The sequence below is a fragment of the Brevibacterium album DSM 18261 genome, assembly GCF_000426445.1.
GTDB classification, from domain to species: Bacteria; Actinomycetota; Actinomycetes; order Actinomycetales; family Brevibacteriaceae; genus Brevibacterium; species Brevibacterium album.
On record NZ_AUFJ01000009.1, the window covers coordinates 748,235 to 765,724 of the forward strand.

A 17,490-nucleotide genomic window follows, 5' to 3' on the forward strand; every position below is an offset into this window, starting at 1 on the left:
TATGCGGTGCTCAGGCCCTGCGGCGCGCTCAGGCCCTACGGCGCATGCGGGTCGCGGCCACGAGGGCGCCGCCTCCCACCAGGAGGATCACGGCTGCGCTCACCAGCGGCAGGGTGTCGGCACCCGTGCGGGGGAGCGATCCGGCGTCATCGTCTCGGCCATCGTCCTTGCCGTCGCCCCTGTCATCGTCCTGCCCGCCGTTCGGGTCCTCACTCGGATCGCCGGTCGGCTCGCCCGTGGGCTCGTCAGTCGGTTCGCCCGTGGGCTCTCCCGTGGGCTCCCCTGTCGGATCGTCGGTCGGCTCCTCCGTGGGCTCGGCGAGCTCGTATGCGAGAGTGTGCGCCGCATACCCGATGGCCGGGACGAAGATGTCCATCGACTCCGTCGAGACGTTCTCGATCGTGTCATCGGCCGTGTGGTAGTAGCGGTCGTACTGCACTCCCTCGACGCCGCCGAACTTCTCGACCTCGTCCGCGGTCTTGATGCCGTCCGCGCCGGAGAAGAGGCCGGAGGAGGCGATGCCGCGGTCCATGAACGCCTTGTAGTCGGAGCGCCCGGAGAACTCCGTGCCCACATGGGGCTGTCCGCCCTCATCGAAGTAGTCGGTGAAGATCTTCTCGAGCTCCGCCGAGCCCTCGGGCACCCGGACGCCGTCGGGGATCGGGACGTCCGATCCGTCGGAGTCGAGCGTGCCCACGATGAAGTTCTCGCTGCCCACCATGTCGAAGTTGAGGTACGAGGCGATCCGCGAGGCCTCTGCATCGCTGAGGCTCTCGACGTAGCGGGTGGAGCCCACGAGTCCGACCTCCTCCGCACCCCAGAACCCGAAGCGGACGGTGCTGTCGACCTCGGCGGGCTGATCCGCGAGCTTCTCCGCGACCGCCAGGAGCGCCGCGGTGCCGGAGCCGTTGTCGTTGACGCCGGGGCCCTCCTCCACGCCGTCGAGGTGCGCACCGAGCATCTCGACGCGCTCGGGATCGCCGGCCTTCGTCTCCGCGAGCACGTTCCACGTCTCGACCGTCTCGAACTCCGCATCCACGGAGAGATCGCCGGTGAGCGGCTCCGCCTCCGGATCCTCAGCGGCGTCGAGGACCTTCTGCCGCAGCGCCTCGCCGTCCGTCTTCGACAGCGAGACCGCAGGCGCGTTGCCCTCCGCCCGGTCGCCCAGCGTCGCGTTGAGCGGCTCATCGTCCGTGTTGACGATGACGACGCCGGCCGCTCCGGCCTGCGAGGCGTTCGTGACCTTGAGGCCGAACTCGCAGGTGCCGCGCTGCACGAGCACGATCGCATCGGCGACATCGGTGAAGTCACCGGCCTCACAGCCCAGCTCGCCGCCGGCACCGTCCCCATAGGACTCGTCCGCGGGCAGGGCGAGCGCGGCTCCGGTCACCTCCCCGGCCTCGGAGTTGCTGAGGCTCCCCGCCTCGTACTCGGCGCCGTCGGCGGAGAAGGCGGTGGAGTGCAGGAGGTAGCGCTCCACATCGAAGGTCTGGCGGGTGACGTCATAGGCTCCCGTCGCCTCCAGCACGCCCTCCACGTACTCCGAGGCCGCCGCGTACCCCGGCGTGCCCAGCGCCCGGTAACCGTCCCCGGCGTGTGCGAGGGAGAGGTCGGAGATCTCCCGCAGGTGCTTCATCGCGTCCGCGCCGGTGACCCCCATGTCCGTGTGCTCGGTGGGGCCTTCCTGCCCGGGGGCCGCGAACGCCGGGGTGACGGCGGTCGCGGTGAGCCCGAGGGCCGCGGCGGCGGCGACTGTCACGGAGCCGCGCAGCATCGCGCGGCTCCGTTCCGTTCGTCTCTGCATTGTGTGCCTTTCGATGCGAGCCCGCGTTCCGTGCGCATCGGCGCACACGGCCGCGGACCGTTCTGCGAGTGGTTTCAGTGCTTTGCTCCCGTGACGCCCAGGCCACTGCCACCGGCGTCACATGAACTACACAGTAATCAATCACAAGGCCACTTCAGATAACGAAACGATAAAGTTCGTTATCGTGCGGTTACCCCAGCGATTGGCGCGCTCCTCAGCGGCGCCGAGGAGCCGGAGGCGCACCGTCTCCTCACACAATCCCAAGCTCCGGGGTATTGCCTCGAAGTTAACGTGCATATACATTTGTCTCACCCTCAGGGAGTGAGCTTGACTCCCCTCGGGCGTCGAATGATCAAGCATGGCACGAGGAACAGTCGACGAAGAAGTCGAACGATCATCCACGCGGGAGACATCAACATCCCGCGGGTGGCACTGAGAGGACAGACCCGTGGCAACCCATCGCACAGGCGCCGTCATGGCCGCACTCCTGCTCGCCGCCGTCTCCGGCTGCGCCGGAGGCGTCCAGAGCGAACAGGACACCGTCACACTGAGCTTCGCGGACCTCACCTCGCAGGACAACACACTGGGCCAGGCCGCCCAGGCGATGTTCGAGGCGATCGACGAGGAGTACGAGGGCACCATCGAGGTCGAGTACTTCTGGTCCGGCTCGATGGCAGGCGGCACCGAGATCCTCAACTCGCTCAGCTCCGGCATGGTGGACTCCGCCAGCATCCCCACCGCCTACTACCCCAAGGACCTCCCCGTCGCAAGCTGGGCCGAGGGCCTCACCGGACTCGCACCCACCGCCAACATCCTGCCGCCCTTCGTCGCCAACCCCGCCATGCACGCCGCCTTCGACAGCGAGGCCGTCACGACGGAGTACGCGGAGCACAGTGCGATACCCGTGACGGTGGCGACCACGGACTCCTACTCCCTCGTCTGCAAGGAGCCCATCCGCAGCCTCGAGGAGGCCCGCGGCAAGCTCGTCCGCGTCGCCTCCACCCTGCACAGCGCGGAGATCGAGGAACTGGGCATGTCACCCGTCTCCCTGGCGCACGGCGAGACCTACGAGGCCCTCCAGCGCGGCACGATCGACTGCACGATCACCTCGATCTCCGGTGCGGAGGACCTCGGCCTCTACGAGATCGCGAAGTACCTCGTGCCCATCGGGTTCTCGCCGACGGTGCTGCCGGTGCTGTTCAACAAGGACAAGTTCGAGAGCCTGCCGGAGGACCTGCAGGAGATCATCCGGACCACGGGACGCCAAGCGTACTTCGACACCTACGCCCACGCCTCGTTCGACGAGGTCCACGAACTCCTCCAGGAGGGTTCGCTCGCACCGGACGCGGACACCGAGGTCATCATCCCCGCCGATATGCGCGATGCCCTCCTCGAGTTCCGGACGGAGCGCGCCGAGGGGCTGGCCGGGGTCGCGCCCGAGGCCGCCACCGATGCCGAGGCCGTCGTCGCCGACTTCGCCGGAACCGTCGATGCCGCCGTGCCCCTCTTCGAGGAGGCCTCCGGCATCAGCGCCGAACCCCCGGAGGACGCGGAGGCGTTCCGCGCCCGCTACGAGACGGTCGCGGAGCGCTCCGCCGAGCTCGACGGCTACCTCGCCGAGGTCGCGCCCTGAGCCGCTCTCCTGCTCCGCCGAGTGAGCGGTTGTTGTCGGTTCGAGCGTCGCAGACCGACAGCAACCGCTCACTCGATTGGAGCGGGGCTCAGAGGTTGTCCGCACGCCATTCCTCCCAGGCGCGGGTGAGCTCCTCCCCGTCCACGCCCGAGGAGACCTCCTCCCAGCCGGCGAGCAGCGCCTCCTCCCGCTCGAGCAGCTCCTCCTGACGCTCCTGCGCCTCCTCGCTCCACAGGCCCTCGTCCTCGAGGTAGCCGATGGTGCCCGGGTGGAACGGCACGACCGTCGGCACGAGCGGCACCCGATCCGCCGCCCACATGGGGCCCATAGCCGTGGAGCCCTCGTAGTCGGGATAGGCCTCCACGATCCGCCTCGTCATCTCGTACGCCTCCTCATCCGCGGCATCCGCGCGGGTGATGACGGGCAGCGGGTAGTGCATCGCCCAGCCGGTCTGCCCCTCCGCCTGGCCCGGCGCGCCGGAGAACTCGTCGAACTCGACGGCCGGCGCCCATTCCGCGAAGGCCGCCTCGAGCTCGGGGTCCGCGGGGTCCAGATTGACCCATTCGTACTCCCCCGCGCTCTGGAGTTCGGCCACACCCGAGGCGTCCGTCGACATGATCATGACGTCGATCTGGCCGCTCCTCAGCGCGTCCGGCTGATCCCCATAGGACACGTCCACCGCCTCCGTGTCCGCGCGACTCAGACCGGCGGACTGCAGCAGCGCCTGCACCTTCGTATCCGCGGAGGGGTTCGCTGTCACCTGCGGCACCCGCTTGCCGGCGAGGTCCGCCGCCGTGCTGATCCCCGCATCGGCACGCGCGAGGAAGCCCACGCGCGAGACCGGCGTCCACACGATGCGCAGCTGCTGCGGGCCCCATTCCGGCACCGCGTACTCGTACATGGCCTCGAACGCGAACCAGTACTCGTCACCCGTACGCGCGAAGTCCGCCGCCCCCTCGATGAGGGGCTGCAGCCGGCCCACACCCGTATCCGAGGGGAGGATCCTGAACCGCGTGCCATCCGCGCGCATGACCGCCTCCGCGACCGCGGCCATCTCGGCATAGGACGAGGTCGAGGTCCCGTAGCTCGTGATCACCACCTCGCCCGCATCGCCGTCGGCCCCCTCGCCGCTCCCGCAGGATGCGAGCAGCAGCCCCGCCGTCACAGCGGCGGCGACGCCCCGAAGCCTCCGAAATCCCCTGCTCATGACTCTCCCTCCGCACATTCCGGGCAGCTCCGGCGACGCAGATCGCGTCGATGCGACCGGGACCCCCTCGCCCTCGGAGCGCGCTCACCGTCGAGCGCCGCATCCGGCGTGCCCCCACCCTATAGAACTCAGTTCTTAAATGTCAATGGTCGTTAACTTTCACGTCAGCCCCGAGCTGCCGGGTGAGCGACTTCTGTCGGCCTTGGCGTCGCAGACCGACATAAACCGCTCACTCGGCGGGCTGGGAGACCGGCGCACTGGAGGGCTTGCGGACTGGAAGGTTTGCGGACTGGCAGTCAGAGAGCGAACACCCCCGCCACGACGCCGAGGCAGCACAGGGGCCCTGTGCGGAGCGCTCAGCGCGAGCGCGCCACACAGGGCCATGATAAGTCGACAGTCGCTAACCGAACAGGGCTCATGCGCCCCATTCCGCGCGCACGGCGTCCAGCGGCTCCGCCTCGTGCGGAACCGGGCGGGGCTCCTGGACTCCGTGCGCGGAGAGACGCGGCGCAGGGCGCGGCTGCACCACGCCGTCGACCTCCACGAGGACGCCGCGGGCCGCCATCTGCGGGTCCGCAACGGCCTCCGCCATCGAGCGCACCGGTGCGGTGCAGGCGTCCGTGCCGTCGAAGACCTCGATCCAGTGCGCCTGCGGCATGCGCGCGAACTCCGCGGCCAGCACGGCACGCTGCACCGGCCAGCGCTCCGGGTCCAGCCGCTCCTCCTCCGGCCAGCCGGGCAGGCCCAGCGCCTCTGTGACGAGGTCGAAGAACGGCCGCTCCACGGCGGAGACGGCCATGTGGCGGCCGTCGGCGCACTCGTAGACGGCGTAGAACGGGGCGGAGCCGTCGAGCCGGTTGCGGCCGCGCACATCGGAGAAGCCGCCGCTGCCCCGTCTGGCCCACATCATCGCCGAGAGCGCGGCGGTCCCGTCCACGATGGCGGCGTCGACCACCTGCCCGCGCCCGGTCCGCTCGCGTTCGAGGAGCGCTGCGAGGACGCCCATGACCAGGAACATCGACCCTCCGCCGAAATCGCCCACGAGGTTGAGCGGGGGCACGGGAGCCTCGTCCGGGCTCTGCCCGATGAGCGAGAGCGCACCCGTCCGGGCGATGTACGCGAGGTCGTGGCCGGCGGTGCGCGCTTCCGGCCCGTCCTGCCCCCAGCCTGTCATGCGGCCGTAGACGAGGCCCGGACAGCGGCCCATGACCTCCTCCGGCCCCAGGCCCAGGCGTTCCATCACTCCGGGCCGGAAGCCCTCGATGAGGACATCGGCGGCATCCAGCAGCTGGAGCACGGCCTCGCGGTCGCCCGCGTCCTTGAGGTCCGCGCGGACCAGACGGCGGCCGCGGAGCACGGCATCCGGCGGCGGCCCGCCCGCAGGACGCTCGACGCGCACGACCTCGGCCCCGTGGTCGGCAAGCAGCATCGCCGCGTGCGGCCCCGGCCCGATCCCCGCGAACTCGACGACCCGAATGCCCGCGAGGGGGCCCGTGCCCGTATCCGTACCGCTCATTCTCCGGCTCCCCTCTCCGCCGAGGCCGTCGCTCGCGCCCCGGCTGCCGCGGCCTCGCCCTCGGAGGCTCCTGCACCGGCTCCCGCCGCCTCGGCCGCGGTCTCCCGCAGCGCCCGCTTGAGGATCTTGCCCACGGGCGAGAGCGGCATCGTCTCGACCAGCTGCACGGACCGCGGCAGCTTGTAGCGGGCCAGCCGCTCCGCGCCGAAGCCGCGCAGCTCCTCCAGTGAGGGACGCGCCTCACCGCGGGGCACGATGACTGCGTGCACCCGCTCGCCGAACCGCTCGTCCGGCACCCCGATCACCGCGATCTGTGCGATGGCCGGATGCTCCGCGAGCGCCTTCTCCACCTCCGCGCTGTAGACGTTCTCACCGCCGGTGATGATCATGTCCTTGAGCCTGTCCGCGAGGAACAGGTAGCCGTTCTCATCCATCCGCCCCGCATCGCCCGTGTGCATCCAGCCGCCCCGGAGAGCGCGGGCCGTCTCCTCCGGGCGCTTCCAGTAGCCGAGCATGACGTTGTCACCGCGCACCGTGATCTCGCCCACCTCGCCGGCGGGAAGCTCACGGCCGAGCGGGTCGACGATGCGCACCTCCGCGTGCGGCGCCGCCCGGCCCACCGAGGCCAGCAGGCCGGGGTCCTCGTGGTCATCGGGTCTCAGCGAGGTCGCCACCGGCCCCAGCTCCGTCATCCCGTAGCGCTGCGAGAGGCTGATCTGCGGCAGCCGCTCCCGCAGTCGGCGCAGCAGCTCGGGGGAGATGGACTCCGCCCCATAGCTCACGGTCCGCAGGGTGCGCAGCCGCTCCTCCTCCCCGTCGGCCAGGTGGTCGAGCATCCACGCGATCATCGTCGGCACCATCGTGAGCGTCGTGATCGCATGCCGGTCGACGAGCTCCGCGACAGCGGCCGGGTCGAAGCCCGGCACCACGACGATCGTCGAGCCGATCATCATGTGGCCGAGGAGGTTCCCGAGAGCTGCCAGGTGGAAGAGCGGGGAGATCACGAGGCAGCGTTCGGCGCGGTTCGGCAGACCGGTGGAGGCGAAGGTGCCCAGCGCCGAGGTCATGACGCTGCGCGCGCTGAGCATCACCCCCTTCGGCTCGCCCGTCGTGCCTCCCGTGTAGAGCAGAAGGGCGAGCGCGTCCGCCGGGAGCCGGGCATCGGCCATCGGCGCAGCCCCGGCGATCCACTTCCGCACGTCCGCGAACCCTGCGGGAGCGGGCTCCCGGTCCGCGTGCACAAGCACGGTGAGGCACGCGCAGCGCTCCCGCAGCGCCGCCGCGACCTCGGCGAAGCCGTCCCCCACGAGGAGGACCCCGACCTCGGCCTCCTCGATCTGCCCGGCCATCTCCGTCACCGACCAGCGGTAGTTCACCGGAGTCGCGACCGCACCGGCCCAGGCGCACGCGAAGACGTGCTCGACCACACGGTGGGAGTTCTCCGCGAGGATCCCCACCCGGTCGCCCGGCTCCACGCCGTGGGCGCGCAGGGCGGCGGCGAGCCGGGCGACCTCGTCGACGAACTCCCGCCAGCTCAGCTCCGTCTCCCCGTCGACCAGCGCGACGGCGTCCGGGCGCTGCTGCAGGTTGCGGTGCAGCGACTGCGTCAGCTCCATCCCGCCTCCCCTCAGCCCCGCCCGGTCCGGTCCAGCGTCCGGGCGATGAGCTCCTTCTGGACCTCGTTGGCGCCGCCGTAGATCTTCTGCGCCCTGGCATCGGCGAAGAGGCGGGCGATCGTGTACTCGGTCATGTAGCCGTAGCCGCCGTAGAGCTGCAGGAGCTTGTCGATCACGTCGTTCTGCTGGTCCGTGAGCCACCACTTGCACATCGCCGCCTCGGCCGCACTCAGCTCCCCGACCATGTGCCGGGCGATGCAGTCATCGAGGAACACCCGCGCCACACGGGCCTGCGTGGCGGCCTCCGCGAGCACGAAGCGGGTGTTCTGCATCTTCACGAGCGGGGCGCCGAAGGCCTCTCGCTCATTCACGTAGTCCACGGTCTCGCGCACCGCGAGCTCCATCGCGGCGATAGCGGTGATGCCGATGATGAGCCGCTCCTGGCGCAGCTCGCCCATCATGATCCCGAAGCCGCCGCCCTCCGCGCCCAGCAGGTTCTCCGCAGGCACACGCACCTCGTCGAAGAACAGCTCCGAGGTGTCCGCGCCGTGCTGGCCGATCTTGTTCAGCGTGCGCCCGCGGCGGAACCCGCTCACCGCCTCCGTCTCGATGACGATGAGCGAGACCCCGTGTGCCCCCGCGACGGGGTCCGTCTTCACCGCGAGCACGATGAGGTCGGCCGTCTGCCCGTTGGTGATGAAGGTCTTCGACCCGCTGATGACGTACTCGTCGCCCTCCCTCACCGCGGTGGTGCGGATGGCCTTGAGGTCCGATCCCGCGGACGGTTCGGTCATGCCGATGGCCGCGACCCGCTGCCCCGAGGCCAGCTGCGGCAGCCAGCGCCGCTTCTGCTCCTCCGTGCCGTGGGCCAGCAGGTAGTGGGCGACGATGCCGCTGTGGACGTTGTTGCCCCAGGACCTGTCGCCGGTCCGGCCGATCGCCTCCGCGACCGCGGCGAAGTGCAGGAACGAGCCGCCGCCCCCGCCGTACTCCTCCGGGATCGAGGTGAGCAGCAGCCCCAGCTCGCCGGCCCTCTCCCAGAACTCCCTGTCGACACAGCGCTGCTCGTTCCAGCGCTCGAGATTCGGCACCGCCTCCTTCTCGAAGAAGTCGCAGGCGAGTTCGAAGAGATCGGCGACCTCACCGGTCATCCAGCCGGGCTTGGTGCGGTCGAGCGTCGTCATGCCGCACCTCCCCGGGCTGCCGAGGCGCCCGAGGCCGCAGCCGCCGAGGCGCCGGCCGCGGCCTCGGGAACAGGCTCGGCCGTGACGAACGCGTCGCCGCGGAGGGTCACGGTGCCGTCGGCCAGGGTCACGGCGATGTCGAGCACCGCCAGGCGCTCCCCGTCGCGCTCGACGACCTCGCGCACGGAGCCCGTGCAGACGGGCTCCGCGTGCACGGGGGTGATCGCGGTGAAGCGCACCCCCCACTCGCGGATGCGGGGCTGCGCGACGTTCGCGGTGAGGAACCTGCCCAGGTACGCCATCGAGAGCATGCCGTGGGCGAACACGTCGTCGAGGCCGGCGGAGTGCGCCACGTCGAGGTCGATGTGGATGGGGTTGTGGTCGCCCGAGGCGCCGGCGAACAGCGCGAGCGTCGTGCGGCTGATGGGGGCCAGCGCGAGCGGGGTCAGCGCATCCCCCGGGGCGAGGGGGCCCTGGGGGCGCGGGACGGATGCGGTAGCGGTTGCGGTCATGAGCGGATCTCCAGCTGTCGGATCGCGAGCACATTGCTCAGTTCTGCGATGAGCACTCCTTCGCGCCTCACCGTGGTGCGCCTGACGATGAAGGTCAGCGCGCCGCCGCGCTTCTCATAGCAGTCGGTGTACTCGGCGGCGAGTTCGAGCTCCTCACCGGCGAAGGCGAGCGCGTGGTAGCGGAACCGCTCCTCGCCGTGGAGGAACTGCCTGCGGTCGAAGCCGAGCTCGTCGATGAGCACGTGCGAATCGGGGCGCCTCAGCTCGAGGCTGAAGAAGAAGGTGGGCGGCACGAGGAGGTCCGGGTGACCGACGGCGCGGGCGGCCTCCACATCCGAGTAGACCGGATCCGTCTCCCCGATCACCTGTGCGAAGAACTGCAGCTGGCTCCTCTCCGGAGTGGTCCGGAACGGCGGCAGGGTCCTGCCGATGATGCTCTGCGGCGGCGGAGGCGCCTGCGGTGGCGCCTCGGTGCGTGCGTGCGACATGCCAGCCCCCTCAGATCGTCGTCGAGTAGGAGGGAGCAGAGGTGGGCAGACCCGCGAGCGCGGAGTCGAGCTCGTCCTCCGTCCAGGCCGCGCCCTCCTTGTCGAAGGCCTCGACCTCGGTCCAGCCCTGCATGCGACCGATGTGCCCCCCGCGGTTGGCGAACACCTGTCCGGAGACCGGGCAGTCGGCCTGCGCGAGCCAGGCGACGAGCGGCGTGATGTTCTCCGGCGCCCAGGGATCGAAGCCGTCCTCGGTGATCTGGGCGTCCAGGCGCTCGCCCATGCCCGGGGTCTGCAGGGTCAGGCGTGTCCGGGCGGCCGGGGCGATGCAGTTGGCCCGCACGCCGTAGCGCTCCAGCTCGCGGGCGGCCACGAGGGTGAGGGCGGCGATGCCGGCCTTCGCCGCGGCGTAGTTCGCCTGGCCGGGGTTGCCGAACAGCCCCGAGCCCGAGGAGGTGGTGATGACGGAGCCGTTGACCTCGCGGCCGGCCTTGGACTCGGAGCGCCAGTAGGCGGCGGCGTGGTGCAGAGGAGCGGCGTGGCCCTTGAGGTGGACCGCGATCACGGAGTCCCACTCCGCCTCGGACAGGTTCGCCAGGGTCCGGTCCCGCAGGATCCCCGCATTGGCGACGAGCACGTCGAGGCGCCCGAACTCGCTCACGGCCAGCTCCACCATCTCCGCGCCGCTCGCCCAGTCGGTGACGCTGCCGATGTGGGCGACGGCCGTGCCGCCGGCCGCCCGGATCTCCTCGACCACCTCGTGCACCGGCGAGTCGTCTGCGCCGGCGCCGTCCGGACCGCCCCCGTTGTCGTTGACCACGACCGAGGCGCCCAGCTGGGCGAAGCGGAGCGCGTGGGAGCGCCCCAGCCCCCGCCCGGCTCCCGTGATGATCGCGGTCCGACCCTGCAGATTGCCCATGAGACTCCCCTTCGAATTCATATGGCCGTTATCACCGGACTCTCGCGATCCGATCACGAGACCAGCCTCGAACACCGCTTCATCGCGGTGAACGCAGCACTCCGGGTATGCGGAACAGCGTATTCATGGAGAGGAGCATAGTCAACAGTCGTTAACATCAGAGGAGCATCCGCGCGACCCTTAGGCTGGGAGGAGCCAGCGCGGTGCGGGAATCGAGGAGAGCGGTCGGGACATGAGCAGGCAGAATGGCGGGAACGGCGCGGACCGTGCCGCGCAGATCAGGGCAGCGGCAGCCCTCCTGTTCCGGCAGCGGGGCTACCAGGAGATCGGCATCGACGAGATCGGCGCGGCGGTCGGCATCTCCGGACCCGCCATCTACCGGCACTTCAGGGGCAAGGACGCCCTGCTCGCCGCGATCGTCGAGACGCATCTGCACACACTGCGCAAGACCTGGCTCGGACTCGGCGGCACGGAACGCCCCACCGCCATCCTCGAGGCGGTGATCGAGACCGCCCTCGACGATCCGGACGGCTATTTCGTCTTCGCCTACCAGCGGCAGCACCTCGGCGCCGAGGCACAGGAGCGCGTGCACCTCATCCGCGCGGACATCCGCGCACCGTGGAAGGACCTGCTGGCGGAGTACGGCGTCACGCTCACCTCCCCCGAGGGCCGGCTCAAGCTCACGGCACTACAGGGGATGTTCATCCACGTCGGGCTCACGAGGAACGCGAGCCGGACGCGCAGGGCGGCCATCGCCGGGGACATGGCCGCGCGCATCCTCGCAGCCCCCCTGCCGGCGGCACCCGGGAAGGAGGACCCCGCAGCGGGAGCGCCCGAGGCGAGCACCGCCCAAGCACAGGCCCCCGGACAGGGAGCGGGCCCCACACAGGCTGAGCCCGCCCCGCTGCGCCACGTCAACCGGGGAGAGGCCGTGCTCACGGCGGCCAGCGCGCTCTTCCGCAGGTCCGGCTTCAATGCCGTGACGCTCAAGGACATCGGCGCGGAAGTGGGGGTCACACCGTCCGCGATCCACCGCCACTTCCCCAGCAAGGAGAGCGTCCTCGCGCAGATCGTCGCTCGCGGACACGATCTCCTGCTCACCGCCGTCGATTTCGCACTGCGCAGCGCCGGCACCCCGGGTGAGGCCGTGCGGATCATGATCGAGCGCTTCTGCCGGCTGCACGTCGAGTTCAGCGACCTCTTCGGCATCAACTTCACGATGGCCGCGGGCGCGGACCCGGAGGCCCGCACCGAGAGCAAGCGCAGGCGCCGCGTCACCGTCGAGGAGGTCGCGTCGAAGCTCCACGACGCCTTCCCGGACATGCCTCTGAAGGAGGCCCGGGTGCGCATCGGCGCCGTGTTCTCGATCCTGGCGCGGACGGTGCAGAGCGATGAGGTTCTGCGCCACCCCTCACTCGCTCATGAGTTAACAGCCATATGCATATCCGCGACCCTAGGGTCATCGCCCGAGAGCCCCACAAGCGCTTCCTGACTGGAATCTGCGCAGATCAGAGCACCTCAACCCTTGCCTTCGAGTTAACGTCCATATATATTCTCTGCCATGACGACGGACTCGAGGGGGAGGCTGGGGTGACGACAGGGATCATCAGCTACGGGGCCTATGTCCCACGTGCACGGCTCAGATCGGACACGGTGCGCGAGGCGCTGGGCACCGGGCGCGCAGGACGCACCCGAGCGGTCGCGGGATACGACGAGGACACCACGACGATGGCCGCCGAAGCCGCCCGCCGTGCGCTCCGCGGTGCGGCGGCCGAATCCATCGGCGCGGTGGCGTTCTCCTCCGCACATCCGGTGTACGCGGCGAAGACGAACGCGACTGCGGTCCACGCCGCGCTCTCGCTGCCCGCCCGGACGCGTGCGGTGGACCGCTGCGGGCCCGAGCGCAGCGCGCTCGGCGCGCTGCTCGACGGGTTCGCCGGATCCGGAACCCAGCTGGTGGCGCTGGCGGACACCGTCATCGGCCCCTCCGGCGGCGCGGACGAGATCGGCGGGGGCGACGGCGCCGCCGCCTTCGTCCTCGGCAGCGCCGCGCCCGTCGCGGAGCTGCTGGGCACCGGGTCGGCCACCGCCGAGTTCCTCTACCGCTGGGGCTCCCCCGGCGAGGACTTCGCCCGCACCTGGGAGGAGCGGTTCGGCCAGGAGAGCTATGCCCGCCTCGGCGCGGCCTCGGTCGGCCAGGCGCTCGACGAGGCCGGCCTCACCCCCGCCGAGGTCACCGCCTGGGCGGCCACGGGGCTCTCCGAGCGTGCGGTGAAGCAGCTCGGGAAGTCGACGGGCCTGGGGAGCGTGCGTGCGGACGATCTCACGACCGCGATCGGCCGCGCCGGCAGTGCGCACGCGGGCATCCTGCTCGCGGACATGCTCGACCGGGCCCGGCCCGGCGATGTCCTCGCCCTCACCCTCCTGGCCGACGGTGCGGACACCCTCGTCCTGCGCGTGACGGAGGCGATCACCGCGCTCCGTCGCGGGGAGACGGTCGCGGAGCAGATAGCCGCGGGCGACGACCAGCTCGCCTATGCCACCTTCCTCACCTGGAAGGGCCTGCTGAGCAGGCCCGCGCCGCGCAGGCCGGAACCGCTGCGCATCTCCGCACCGGCCTCCCTGCGCGAGGCGCGCTGGAAGTACGGGTTCACGGGCGCACGCTGCGATGAGTGCGCCACCCGCCACATGCCACCGCAGCGCGTGTGCCTGCGCTGCGGGGCGACGGACCGGATGAAGGACGAGCCGCTCGCGGACGTGACCGGCACCATCGCCACGTACACCGTCGACCACCTGGCCTATTCGCCCGCGCCGCCCGTGATCGGCGTCGTCATCGACTTCGACGGCGGCGGCAGGTTCGCCTGCGAGCTCACGGACGCCGATCCCGAGGCCGTGGCCATCGGCGACCGCGTGCAGATGACGTTCCGCCGGATCGGCGAGGCGGACGGGATCGTCAACTACTTCTGGAAGGCCCGCCCACTCAGCGAGGAGGCGTCATGACGTCACACGGGATCAAGGATCGCGTTGCGATCATCGGCATGGGATGCACGCAGTTCGGCGAGCACTGGGAGACCTCGACCTCGGACATGGCCATCGACGCCTGCGAGGCGGCCTTCGCCTCGGCCGGCGTCGCGAAGGACGATGTCGATGCCTTCTGGCTCGGCACGCTGACCTCGGGATTCTCCGGGATGACCCTGTCGTCCGCGCTCAAGACCGACTACAAGCCCGTCACCCGGGTGGAGAACTTCTGCGCCTCCGGCTCGGAGGCGTTCCGGAACGCCTGCTATGCCGTGGCCTCGGGCGCCTACGACATGGTGATGGCGGTGGGCGTCGAGAAGCTCAAGGACTCCGGCTACTCCGGACTGCACCGCGCCGATCCGCCGAACGCGGGCACCGGCGGCAGTCTCACGGCACCCGCGCGCTTCTCCGTCATCGCGCCCTCCTACTCCCGGAAGTACGGGGTGGACCGTGAGGACTTCAAGTCCGCCATGACCCGGGTCGCATGGAAGAACCACGCGAACGGGGCGCGGAACGAACGCGCACAGTTCCGGTCCGAGGTGCCCGAGGAGACGATCCGCAGCTCCCCGCGCGTCGCCGGGGACCTGGGCGTCTTCGACTGCTCGGGGGTGAGCGACGGCGCCGCGGCGGCGATCATCGTGCGCGCCGAGGACGCCCACAAGTACACGGACAGTCCGCTGTACGTGAAGGCGCTGGCCTTCGCCGCAGGGCCGGGCACGGGCCCCATCGACCCCGAATTCGACTACACCTCGTTCGAGGAGGTCGTGCGCTCGGCCTCCGATGCCTACGCGCAGGCCGGGGTCACCGATCCCGTCGAGGACCTGTCCATGTGCGAGGTGCACGACTGCTTCACCCCCACGGAGCTCGTGCTCATGGAGGACCTCGGCTTCTCCGCCCGCGGCGAGGCCTGGTCGGACACGCTCGAGGACCGCTATGCGCGCGACGGCGTCCTGCCGGTCAACCCGGACGGGGGCCTCAAGAGCTTCGGCCACCCCATCGGCGCCTCCGGTCTGCGCATGCTCTTCGAGTGCTGGCTGCAGCTGCGCGGAGAGGCACCCGAGGAGCGGCAGGTCTCGCTGCGGGGCAGGAAGTACGGGCTCACGCAGAACCTGGGCGGCGGCCCCGGCGAGTGCGTGTCCTTCGTCGCGATCGTCGGCGCGGAGGAGGGCTGAGCCGTGCCTGCGGGAGGCGAGCCCGCCTCGGGCCCCATGCTCCGCAGCGGCGAGCGCGAGCAGAGCCTGAGCGAGACGTATGACCGGGCCCGCCGGCTGGCCGGCGGACTGCGGGAACTCGGCCTGCGGGCTGAGGACCGCTGTGCGATCGTGATGCGCAACGAGACCGCCGTCCTCGAGGCGAACCTCGCCGCCGCGGCACTCGATGCGCACCCCATCCCCGTCAACTGGCACTGGACGGGTGAGGACCTGCGACACCTGCTCCAAGACTCCCAGGCGAGCCTGGTCATCGCCCACAGCGACCTGCTGCCCGCGGTGGAACGGCATGCGCCGGAGGGAACGGTGATCGTCGAGGCGGAGGTGCCGCCGGAGGTCACAGCAGCATACGGGGTGGGCGAGGTGCCGCTGACGGGGCGGCATCCCGTCCTCGAGGAGCTCATCGCCGCCCACGAGCCCGCCGGTCATGAGCGGCCGGCTCCTCCGCTGGGCGTCATATACACCTCGGGCACGACGGGCCTGCCCAAGGGCATCCTCCGCGAGCGGCCCGATCCCGCACTCATGGGACGCATGCTCCGCCGCCAGGCCCAGCGCTGCGGGCTGAGGCCGGGCGTGCCCACCGTGCTGCCGGCCCCGCTCTACCACACGGCCCCGCACACCCATGCGATGTTCGCCCTGGCCGCCGGCCTCGACATCACGGTGATGCCCCGCTTCGATGCGGAGGAGTTCCTCCGCATCGTGGACGCGCGCCGCGTGGCCACGGTGCAGATGGTGCCCACGATGTTCCATCGCCTGCTGGCGCTGCCCCGCGAGGTCCGCGAGGCCTATGACGTCTCCTCCCTGGAGCTCGTGGTGCACGCCGCCGCTCCGTGCACGCCGGCGCTCAAGGAAGCGATGATCGACTGGTTCGGACCCGTGGTGTGCGAGTACTACGGCGGCTCGGAGAGCGGTGCCTGGACCTATGTGACGAGCGCCGAGTCCCTCGAGCGGCCGGGCACAGTGGGCCGGGCGAACCCCGACTGCGAGCTGCGCATCCTCCGCGCCGACGGCACCTGGGCGGGACCTGGTGAGACGGGCGTCATCTACGGCAGGAACACGGGCAGCCAGCCGGACTTCACGTACATCGGGGACGAGGGCAAGAGGCGGAGCATCGAGGTCGACGGCTTCCTCACGGTGGGCGACATCGGCTGGCTCGACGAGGACGGCTACCTCTATCTCAGCGACCGGGCGAGCGACATGGTGATCTCCGGCGGGGTGAACATCTACCCCGCGGAGATCGAGGCGGCCATCCACAGCCTCGACGGGGTGGAGGACGTCGCGGTCTTCGGCGTGCCGGACGAGGAGTTCGGCGAGTCGCTGGTCGCCTGCGTGCAGCCGGCCGCCGGGGCCGCACTGACGCCTGCGGCGATCACGGAGGCCCTGCGCGGCAGCCTGGCCGGATACAAGGTGCCGCGGACCATCCGGTTCGAGGAGCAGCTGCCCCGCGAGGACTCGGGAAAGCTGTTCAAGCGCCGGCTCCGCCAGGGGTACCTCGACGGCACAGCGGAAGGAACCCGGAGATGACCGACAGCACTGCGCCCAGGATCGCGGCCTCTGGCCTGCCTCCCCTCACGCCCGAGGCCGCTGACACCGTGCTGATCGAGCGCGCAGGGCCCGTGACCACGCTCCTGCTCAACCGGCCCGAGCGCCTCAATGCCGCGAACACGGAGCTGTTCGCACGCCTCACCGAGGCCCTGCACGAGGTGGACAGGGACCCGGACTGCGCGGTGGTGGTCCTCACCGGAGCGGGACGCGCCTTCAGCACGGGCAAGGACATGAAGGCGCCGCAGGAGTTCGCCGCGATGGAGGACAGGGCGCAGCGGAGCCGGCGCGTGTTCCAGACCGTCCGTCTTCTGCGCGATCTCCCGCAGCCGGTGATCGCGGCGGTGCGCGGTCATGCGGTGGGTGCGGGCTTCGCCCTGGCGGCGGCCTGCGATCTGCGCGTCATCGCCCCGGATGCGAGCTTCAACCCCGTCTTCACGGACATCGGCATGACACCGGGCGATCTGGGGCTCTCCTTCCACCTGCCGCGCCTCATCGGGGCCGGACGGGCGGCTCATGTCCTCTACACCGCGACCCCGGTCCTCGCGCAGCAGGCGCTGGACTGGGGGCTGGCCTCGGAGATCACCGCGGACCCGCGAGCGCGGGCGCAGGAGCTGGCCGCGGATCTCGCGAGGCGCTCGGCGGAGTCCCTGCGACAGACGAAGGAGCTGCTGGGGGCCTCGGCGAGCGCATCCAGCCTGCACGACCACCTGCTGCTCGAGTACCGCTCCCAGGTGATCTGCGGCGAGACGGCGGCCCACGAGCGGGCGGTGCAGGAGTTCCGCAGCAGGCGGTGACGTCCCCCACACCAACGATCAAGTGATTGCGCAACTATTGAAACGG

General features: G+C 70.7%; 14 protein-coding genes. 6 read left to right on the top strand and 8 right to left on the bottom strand.

The window, feature by feature from the left end; genetic code table 11:
- Positions 1-28: 28 nt before the first annotated feature.
- Positions 29-1,774 (bottom strand): M20/M25/M40 family metallo-hydrolase, encoded by a 1,746-nt coding sequence (locus K318_RS19085; RefSeq protein ID WP_051297429.1) that lies wholly within the window; start codon positions 1,772-1,774, stop codon positions 29-31.
- Between the two features lie 478 nt (positions 1,775-2,252).
- Between K318_RS19085 and dctP the strand changes: the two genes are divergently transcribed.
- The gene (gene dctP / locus K318_RS25720; protein ID WP_156913752.1) at positions 2,253-3,437 is read left to right on the top strand and encodes a TRAP transporter substrate-binding protein DctP; all 1,185 of its coding nucleotides are present in this window, start codon (positions 2,253-2,255) and stop codon (positions 3,435-3,437) included.
- A gap of 88 nt (positions 3,438-3,525) precedes the next feature.
- Here the strand turns inward: dctP and K318_RS19090 are convergent, their stop codons facing one another.
- From K318_RS19090 to K318_RS0103460, 7 genes are all read right to left on the bottom strand, one after another.
- The gene (locus K318_RS19090) at positions 3,526-4,644 is read right to left on the bottom strand and encodes a TAXI family TRAP transporter solute-binding subunit (RefSeq protein ID WP_169721439.1); all 1,119 of its coding nucleotides are present in this window, start codon (positions 4,642-4,644) and stop codon (positions 3,526-3,528) included.
- Between the two features lie 415 nt (positions 4,645-5,059).
- The gene (locus K318_RS0103435) at positions 5,060-6,160 is read right to left on the bottom strand and encodes a CaiB/BaiF CoA transferase family protein (RefSeq protein WP_029088446.1); all 1,101 of its coding nucleotides are present in this window, start codon (positions 6,158-6,160) and stop codon (positions 5,060-5,062) included.
- Positions 6,157-7,776, bottom strand: a complete 1,620-nt coding sequence (locus K318_RS19095; protein ID WP_084499572.1) for a class I adenylate-forming enzyme family protein — start codon at positions 7,774-7,776, stop codon at positions 6,157-6,159. The genes K318_RS0103435 and K318_RS19095 overlap by 4 nt, the downstream gene beginning before the upstream one ends.
- A gap of 11 nt (positions 7,777-7,787) precedes the next feature.
- Complete coding sequence (locus K318_RS0103445) at positions 7,788-8,960, bottom strand: acyl-CoA dehydrogenase family protein (protein ID WP_051297433.1); 1,173 nt, start codon at positions 8,958-8,960, stop codon at positions 7,788-7,790.
- Entirely contained in the window at positions 8,957-9,472 is a 516-nt protein-coding gene (locus tag K318_RS19100; RefSeq protein ID WP_084499573.1) for a MaoC/PaaZ C-terminal domain-containing protein, read from the bottom strand. Before K318_RS19100 ends, K318_RS0103445 begins: the two co-directional genes overlap by 4 nt.
- The gene (locus tag K318_RS0103455) at positions 9,469-9,960 is read right to left on the bottom strand and encodes a MaoC family dehydratase N-terminal domain-containing protein (protein ID WP_051297435.1); all 492 of its coding nucleotides are present in this window, start codon (positions 9,958-9,960) and stop codon (positions 9,469-9,471) included. Before K318_RS0103455 ends, K318_RS19100 begins: the two co-directional genes overlap by 4 nt.
- 10 nt (positions 9,961-9,970) lie before the next feature.
- Positions 9,971-10,879: an SDR family oxidoreductase gene (locus K318_RS0103460; RefSeq protein WP_029088449.1), complete on the bottom strand. Its 909-nt coding sequence runs from the start codon at positions 10,877-10,879 to the stop codon at positions 9,971-9,973.
- 232 nt (positions 10,880-11,111) lie between these two features.
- Here K318_RS0103460 and K318_RS0103465 point away from each other — a divergent pair, with 232 nt between their 5' ends.
- The 5 genes from K318_RS0103465 to K318_RS19105 all read left to right on the top strand — a co-directional run bounded on the left by K318_RS0103465 (position 11,112) and on the right by K318_RS19105 (position 17,444).
- Positions 11,112-12,371 (top strand): TetR/AcrR family transcriptional regulator, encoded by a 1,260-nt coding sequence (locus K318_RS0103465; protein ID WP_029088450.1) that lies wholly within the window; start codon positions 11,112-11,114, stop codon positions 12,369-12,371.
- 98 nt (positions 12,372-12,469) lie between these two features.
- Entirely contained in the window at positions 12,470-13,879 is a 1,410-nt protein-coding gene (locus K318_RS0103470; RefSeq protein WP_029088451.1) for an OB-fold domain-containing protein, read from the top strand.
- A complete protein-coding gene (locus K318_RS0103475; RefSeq protein ID WP_029088452.1) occupies positions 13,876-15,069 on the top strand; it encodes an acetyl-CoA acetyltransferase in 1,194 nt (397 codons plus the stop codon). The genes K318_RS0103470 and K318_RS0103475 overlap by 4 nt, the downstream gene beginning before the upstream one ends.
- 3 nt (positions 15,070-15,072) lie before the next feature.
- On the top strand, positions 15,073-16,629 hold the full coding sequence (locus K318_RS0103480) for an AMP-binding protein (RefSeq protein WP_211233263.1): 1,557 nt from the start codon (positions 15,073-15,075) through the stop codon (positions 16,627-16,629).
- Positions 16,626-17,444 carry an enoyl-CoA hydratase/isomerase family protein gene (locus tag K318_RS19105; protein WP_051297437.1) on the top strand — a complete coding sequence of 273 codons (819 nt, stop codon included), beginning with the start codon at positions 16,626-16,628 and terminating at the stop codon, positions 17,442-17,444. The genes K318_RS0103480 and K318_RS19105 overlap by 4 nt, the downstream gene beginning before the upstream one ends.
- Positions 17,445-17,490: the final 46 nt, after the last annotated feature.

Excerpts from the sequence above, each read along its gene's own strand:
- K318_RS19085 (WP_051297429.1), bottom strand. The coding sequence starts at position 1,774 with ATGCTGCGCGGCTCCGTGACAGTCGCCGCCGCCGCGGCCCTCGGGCTC.
- K318_RS19090 (WP_169721439.1), bottom strand. The coding sequence starts at position 4,644 with ATGAGCAGGGGATTTCGGAGGCTTCGGGGCGTCGCCGCCGCTGTGACG.
- K318_RS0103435 (WP_029088446.1), bottom strand. The coding sequence starts at position 6,160 with ATGAGCGGTACGGATACGGGCACGGGCCCCCTCGCGGGCATTCGGGTC.
- K318_RS19095 (WP_084499572.1), bottom strand. The coding sequence starts at position 7,776 with ATGGAGCTGACGCAGTCGCTGCACCGCAACCTGCAGCAGCGCCCGGAC.
- K318_RS0103445 (WP_051297433.1), bottom strand. The coding sequence starts at position 8,960 with ATGACGACGCTCGACCGCACCAAGCCCGGCTGGATGACCGGTGAGGTC.
- K318_RS19100 (WP_084499573.1), bottom strand. The coding sequence starts at position 9,472 with ATGACCGCAACCGCTACCGCATCCGTCCCGCGCCCCCAGGGCCCCCTC.
- K318_RS0103455 (WP_051297435.1), bottom strand. The coding sequence starts at position 9,960 with ATGTCGCACGCACGCACCGAGGCGCCACCGCAGGCGCCTCCGCCGCCG.
- K318_RS0103460 (WP_029088449.1), bottom strand. The coding sequence starts at position 10,879 with ATGGGCAATCTGCAGGGTCGGACCGCGATCATCACGGGAGCCGGGCGG.
- K318_RS0103465 (WP_029088450.1), top strand. The coding sequence starts at position 11,112 with ATGAGCAGGCAGAATGGCGGGAACGGCGCGGACCGTGCCGCGCAGATC.
- K318_RS0103475 (WP_029088452.1), top strand. The coding sequence starts at position 13,876 with ATGACGTCACACGGGATCAAGGATCGCGTTGCGATCATCGGCATGGGA.
- K318_RS19105 (WP_051297437.1), top strand. The coding sequence starts at position 16,626 with ATGACCGACAGCACTGCGCCCAGGATCGCGGCCTCTGGCCTGCCTCCC.